Source organism: Rhodosalinus sp., assembly GCF_046542825.1.
Lineage (GTDB): Bacteria > Pseudomonadota > Alphaproteobacteria > Rhodobacterales > Rhodobacteraceae > Rhodosalinus.
In genome coordinates this window covers 1-5293 of the sequence record NZ_JBKHAQ010000154.1, presented here as the reverse complement: position 1 = coordinate 5293, position 5293 = coordinate 1, and the positions used below count along the sequence as shown (strand labels likewise).

The window sequence follows — 5293 nt, the reverse complement described above, 5'->3', positions numbered from 1 at the left end:
CCCGGACCGGAGCCTCCATGTCGTGGCTGCACCGACCCGACGGGCGGCTTCGGCTGCAACCGCGATCTCGGCGCGGGCGCAGGCGGTGGTCGACGCGGTGGCGCGCGAGCACGGGATCCACGCGGGCGGCTGGAGGCGCATGGCGAGGGGCGACCGGTGCCGGCACGCTCACGTCCCGGACGCCTGGCGCCCCGGCAACCGGCGCGTGGAGCGGGTCGAACGCCCCGGAGCCTCAGAGCCTGAGGCGCAGACGCAGGAAGCCGCGCGGGTCGAGGCCCAGCGGCTCGGGCGCGTAGTCGGCGATCTCGCCAAGGCGGTTCCGGGCGGCGGGCGCGGTGTCGAGGATCACAGTCGTGTCCGGCATCGGCGCGAACCGGAATCCCGGCGCGGGATCGGGGTCGAGCGGGGCGCGCGCCGCGCGTTGGGCCAGCGCCGCGCGATTGTCGATCCGGCGCGGGAGAGAGACGGGCCGGCCCAGCCCCTCGGGCGCCGCGGCGCGCCTGTGGGTGTTGGTGGCCAGCACGAATCGGGCGTCGGGCGCCACATCCCGGCCCGCGTGCCGGATGCGGCCGACCCTCGCGGGGGAGCCCGGCGGCGCAGCGAGATCGAACGCGACATCCAGACCGTCGATCATCTCGATCATGTAGCAGGGCGCATCGGGCACCAGCAGCGGCGCGTCCCTCGCGCCGGGGCCGACCCGTGCGAAGACGGCCCCCGCCCGGGCGAGCCAGCGGCGCACTTCGTCGCCCGTCACCTCCAGCGCGCAGAGCTCGTTGGCGAAGGGGTAAAGCTCGTCGATGTGGCGGGCCTGAAGCGGGCCGGCGGGGATGTCCGTGTAGTGCGCGGGCCCCGGACGACCCCCGGCGCGGAACGGGCTTGCGGCCGACAGGATCGGCAGCCCGTCCCATTCGGTGCCCTGCAGCGCCCCTGCCAGCCAGTCGCGCTGGGCTTCCGCCACCGCGCGCACGGCGGGGGCACGTCCCACCGCCGCGAAGTGGGTGTGCAGTGGCTTGCGCGTGGACCCGGCAGGCCTGCGGATCCGGGCGAGCGCGGCCCGCTGCGCCCGCTCCAGCGCCCGCGCAAGGGTCGCTGCCTCGTCTCCCTGTCCCGCGGTGTCCGGGTCGGGGGACACCAGCGCGCTGCGGCTATCGGAGACGCGCCAGCCGCCATTCTCTGGCGCCAGCCGCAGATCAATCATCGCCAGGGCGGCGCCGCCGTAGCCCGGCATGGCGGCGGGCACACCGTGCAGGCGGCCCGCGCAGGGGTCCACGCCGCGGGCGGCGGCGTGGTCGGGGCCGGGAAACCCGAGATGCGTGTGTCCGGCAAAGAGCGCGTCGATCCCCGGAACCTCGGCGATGGCCAGCGCGGCGTTCTCGGCACAGGGCTCCTCCGCGCCCGGTTCGATCCCGCAATGGGCGAGCACGACGACAATCTGCGCGCCGGCGGCGCGCAGGTCGGGCACCAGCCGCCGTGCGGCGGTCACCATGTCTTCGACCCGGAGCGCGCCGGCCAGATGATGCGCGTTCCAGCGCGCCACGCCCGGTGTCGTCAGGCCCAGAACGCCCACCTTCAGCACATGCGCCCGGCCTTCGCCGTCGGTCGCCTGCCGTTCGAGCACCGCGCAGGGCGGCAGGAAGGGGGCGCCGCCCTGCCGCGTGACGTTGCCCAGAACGACGGTGCAGGATGCCGCGGCGGCCAGTCGCTGCAGCGCGGCGACGCCGAAGTCGAAGTCGTGGTTGCCCGGCGTCGCGGCATCGTAGCCCAGCGCGTCGAAGGCCAGCGCCACCGGCATGTCCCCCGCGCCGTCCGTTCCCGCCTCTCCCAGCGGGGTGCCCTGCAGGACGTCGCCGTTGTCGAAGAGCAGCGTGGCGCCCGGCCCCTGCCGCAGCCGCGCGATCACCGGCGCGAGCGCAACGAGCCCCGTCCCCGGCGCGGCCCGGTCGCCGAGGTAATCATAGCCCAGCAGGTTCCCGTGCAGGTCGCTGGTCGCGACCAGGCGCAGGTGCACGTCCCCGGCGCCGAGCCGGGCAAAAGGGGGTTCATCGGACCGCAAGGTGAGTGTCTTGGCGTCGGTCGTTATCTTTGGGTGGGCATGAGCGGCCCGGCATGCCGTGACCCTAGCGGCAGGCAGCCGGGGCGCACAATCTCCAGTTGTCGGATACGCCGCGTCCCGGCGAGCCGTTGAGTCCTTTTTGCCACTGGCGGGCCGGGACGCGCCATGCCATCCCTCGGACCCAGGGGGTCCCCATGCGCCTTGCGGAAACGGTCACCTTCGGCGGCTCGGGCCTCGACCGGGCGGACGTCCTGCGCGCCGACGCGGAGGCGCTGGCGCAGGCACGCCGCGACCCTGCGTCGCGGACGGTCGCGTTCTGGCGCGGCAAGCCGCTTTTCGCGGGTGCGGCGCGCGACCGGCTGGCGCGGCTGCCGCTTGTGCACCCGGTTCTTGCCGGAGCCGAGGCGCCGCTGCTGCTGGCGCGCGAGGACGGGGTCGCCGTCTTTGCCGCCGATCTCTCCGCCTGGGAGCCGGCAGAGGGTGCGCCCGAGACCCTGAACGCCTTTCTCGACCCCTCCGAACAGCGGCATCCCGACCTGCCGCCGGATCACGTCTTCGTCGAACTCCGGGCGCGGATGGTGACACTCCCGCCGCGCGAGGCGGAGCTTGCGGCGACCGCACGGGCACTTCTGGGCTGGCACCGCACGCATCGTTTCTGCGCGCGGTGCGGCGCGGCCAGCGTGCCCGAACGTGGCGGATGGGTGCGGCGGTGCATCTCTTGCGGGACCAGCCATTTCCCGCGCACCGATCCGGTCGTCATCATGCTCGTCACCCGCGGCGATCGCGTGCTTCTGGGCCGTTCGCCGGGCTGGCCCGAGGGGATGTATTCGCTGCTTGCGGGGTTCGTGGAGCCGGGCGAGACGGTCGAGGGCGCGGTGCGCCGCGAGGTGGCCGAAGAAACCGGCGTGCGCGTCGGCCGCGTGGAATACCTCGCCAGCCAGCCCTGGCCGTTTCCCGCCTCGCTGATGCTGGGGTGTCACGGCGAGGCGCTCAGCGAAGAGATCACGCTCGATCCCGTCGAACTGGACGATGCGCTCTGGATCGGGCGCAGCGAGCTTCTGGAGGTTTTCGCCGACGCGCATCCGCGCATCCGCGCCCCGCGGGACGGGGCCATTGCGGGCTTCCTGCTGCGTCACTGGCTTGCCGACAGACTGGATTGAGGCCACAGACCGGATCGAGACGAGGTTCCAGTCGAAAGGACACACGCGATGAAGATCGGGGTGCGGCAGGACGCCGCCATGTCGGCCGGGGCGCTGTTTGATGCCATGGCGCGGCGTCCGCCGGTCGAACAGTTCGGCGGGCGCGCGGGAATCTCCGTCGAGCGGCTGGACGATCTGGCTGCGCCGGGCCGCGGCATGCGTTGGCGCCTGCGATTCGCCTATCTTGGACGCGACTACGAGAGCGAGACGCGCCTGACGAGGTTCGAGCGCGCCGAAGCGATGGAATTCGAAGGCGCCGCCGGCGGACTGACCACGCGATGGCGGCTGGACCTGATCCCGCTGTCGCCCGCGATGACACGCCTTGCCCTGACCGTCGAGCCGCGCGCCGGCAGCCTGGCCGGCCGCGCCCTGCTGCAGGGCCTCAAACTGCGGCGCGCCCGGATCGAGGAGCGTCTGGGCAGCTTTCTGGGCGACTACGTCCGGAGGCTGGAACGCGGCGCCGGGCCGGGCGCCTGAGCCTCAGCCCTCGAGCCGGTGCGCATGGGCCGGATAGACCCCCAGGATGGTCAGCGAATCCGTGAAGTAATCCAGTTCCTCGAGCGCAAGCCGCACGGGCGGGTCCTCGGGGTGTCCCTCGATGTCGGCATAGAACTGCACGACCCGGAAGTTGCCGCCCACCATGTAGCTTTCCAGCTTGGTCAGGTTGACCCCGTTGGTCGCGAAGCCGCCAAGCGCCTTGTAGAGTCCCGCCGGGATCGAGCGCAGGCGGAAGACCAGCGTCGTCATCATGCCGTGCGCGCCGCGGCGGCGCATGTCGGGCTCGCGCGACATGACGAGAAAGCGCGTGGTGTTGCTGCTCTGGTCCTCGATGTGCCGGGCGAGCACCTCCAGGCCGTAGATCTCCGCTGCCAGATCGCCCGCCAGCGCCGCGAGCGAGGGATCGCCCGCCTCGGCCACATGACGGGCCGATCCGGCCGTGTCCGCCCCCACGACGCGGTGCAGCCCGTGCGCGCGCAGGAAATTGCGGCACTGGCCCAGCAGCATGGTGTGGCTCATCGCCCGCTCGATCCGGTCCAGCGGGGTTCCGGGCAGCGCCATCAGGTTGATGTGCACCCGGACGAAGGCCTCGTCCACGATGTGCAAGCCGGATGCGGGCAGCAGCGCGTGGATGTCGGCCACCCGTCCGAAGGTCGAATTCTCGACCGGCAGCATGGCGAGTTCGGCGCGGCCGTCGCGCACCGCCTCGATCGCATCCTCGAAGGTGCGGCAGGCCAGCGCCTCCATGTCGGGGCGCGCATCGTGGCAGGCCTGATGCGAATAGGCGCCCGGCTCGCCCTGGAACGCGATACGTGCTGTCATCGTTGGCTTCCGTCAGTGGTCCCGGGGCGCGGCGATTTGGTCGCGCCGTCTACACCTTGCGCCCGGAGGGGGGAACCCTGTAGATAGCCGCGCGACCGACAGCGGGAGATGGACTGCGACCCATGCTTGACACCATGACGTTCACGAAGGTTCTCGGCGGTTTCTGCGGGGCGCTGCTTGTCTTTCTCCTTGGCAAGTGGGCGGCGGAAACGATCTATCAAGTCGGCCCCTACGGAGAATCCGCCCAGGCCTATGTCATCGACACGGGCGAGGAGGAAGAGGAGGAGGACGCCGAAGAGGCGCCTGAAGAGGCCCCCGAAGAGCCCGATGTGCCCTTCGTGGAGTTGGTGGCGCAGGCAGATGCGGACGCGGGCGCCAGCCTGTGGCGCCAGTGCTCGGCCTGTCACGTCAACGACGAGCCGCGCAATGGCGTGGGCCCGCATCTGCAGGATCTGATCGGGCGCGAAATCGGGTCGGTCGAAGACTTCCGCTACTCCGGCGCGCTGCCGGAGGGCGAGTGGACCTGGGAGAACCTCGATCCCTGGCTCGAAGCGCCGCGCGATTTCGCGCCGGGCACGTCGATGGCCTATGCAGGTCTCGAGGATGACGAGGACCGCGCGGACCTGATCGCCTACCTCTACACCTACACCGAAGGGGCCGAGCTGCCGTCGGGCGAGGACGCCGCAGCCGAGGAGGACGCGACCGAAGAGGAAGCGACCGA

Annotated in this window: 5 protein-coding genes; 3 read left to right on the top strand and 2 right to left on the bottom strand. The window is 71.9% G+C overall.

The window, feature by feature from the left end; all coding sequences use genetic code 11:
* Nucleotides 1–232: 232 nt before the first annotated feature.
* On the bottom strand, nt 233–2053 hold the full coding sequence (locus ACLFOB_RS14165) for a 5'-nucleotidase C-terminal domain-containing protein (protein WP_410926498.1): 1821 nt from the start codon (nt 2051–2053) through the stop codon (nt 233–235).
* A gap of 194 nt (nt 2054–2247) precedes the next feature.
* On the opposite strand from ACLFOB_RS14165, the gene nudC reads away from it, so the two are divergent.
* Nucleotides 2248–3213 (top strand): NAD(+) diphosphatase, encoded by a 966-nt coding sequence (gene nudC, locus ACLFOB_RS14160; protein ID WP_410926497.1) that lies wholly within the window; start codon nt 2248–2250, stop codon nt 3211–3213.
* A 48-nt stretch (nt 3214–3261) separates the two neighbouring features.
* Nucleotides 3262–3729, top strand: coding sequence for a hypothetical protein (locus ACLFOB_RS14155; protein ID WP_410918543.1), 468 nt, complete (start codon nt 3262–3264; stop codon nt 3727–3729).
* Nucleotides 3730–3732: 3 nt separating this feature from the next.
* Here the strand turns inward: ACLFOB_RS14155 and ACLFOB_RS14150 are convergent, their stop codons facing one another.
* Nucleotides 3733–4572, bottom strand: coding sequence for a prephenate dehydratase (locus ACLFOB_RS14150; RefSeq protein ID WP_410918544.1), 840 nt, complete (start codon nt 4570–4572; stop codon nt 3733–3735).
* A 122-nt stretch (nt 4573–4694) separates the two neighbouring features.
* On the opposite strand from ACLFOB_RS14150, the gene ACLFOB_RS14145 reads away from it, so the two are divergent.
* Nucleotides 4695–5293 (top strand): c-type cytochrome (locus ACLFOB_RS14145; protein WP_410926496.1); only part of this gene is annotated, 599 nt, incomplete at its 3' end.

Bases quoted from the DNA above. Each gene is read 5' to 3' on its own strand.
- nudC (WP_410926497.1), top strand. From the start codon at position 2,248: ATGCGCCTTGCGGAAACGGTCACCTTCGGCGGCTCGGGCCTCGACCGG.
- ACLFOB_RS14155 (WP_410918543.1), top strand. From the start codon at position 3,262: ATGAAGATCGGGGTGCGGCAGGACGCCGCCATGTCGGCCGGGGCGCTG.
- ACLFOB_RS14150 (WP_410918544.1), bottom strand. From the start codon at position 4,572: ATGACAGCACGTATCGCGTTCCAGGGCGAGCCGGGCGCCTATTCGCAT.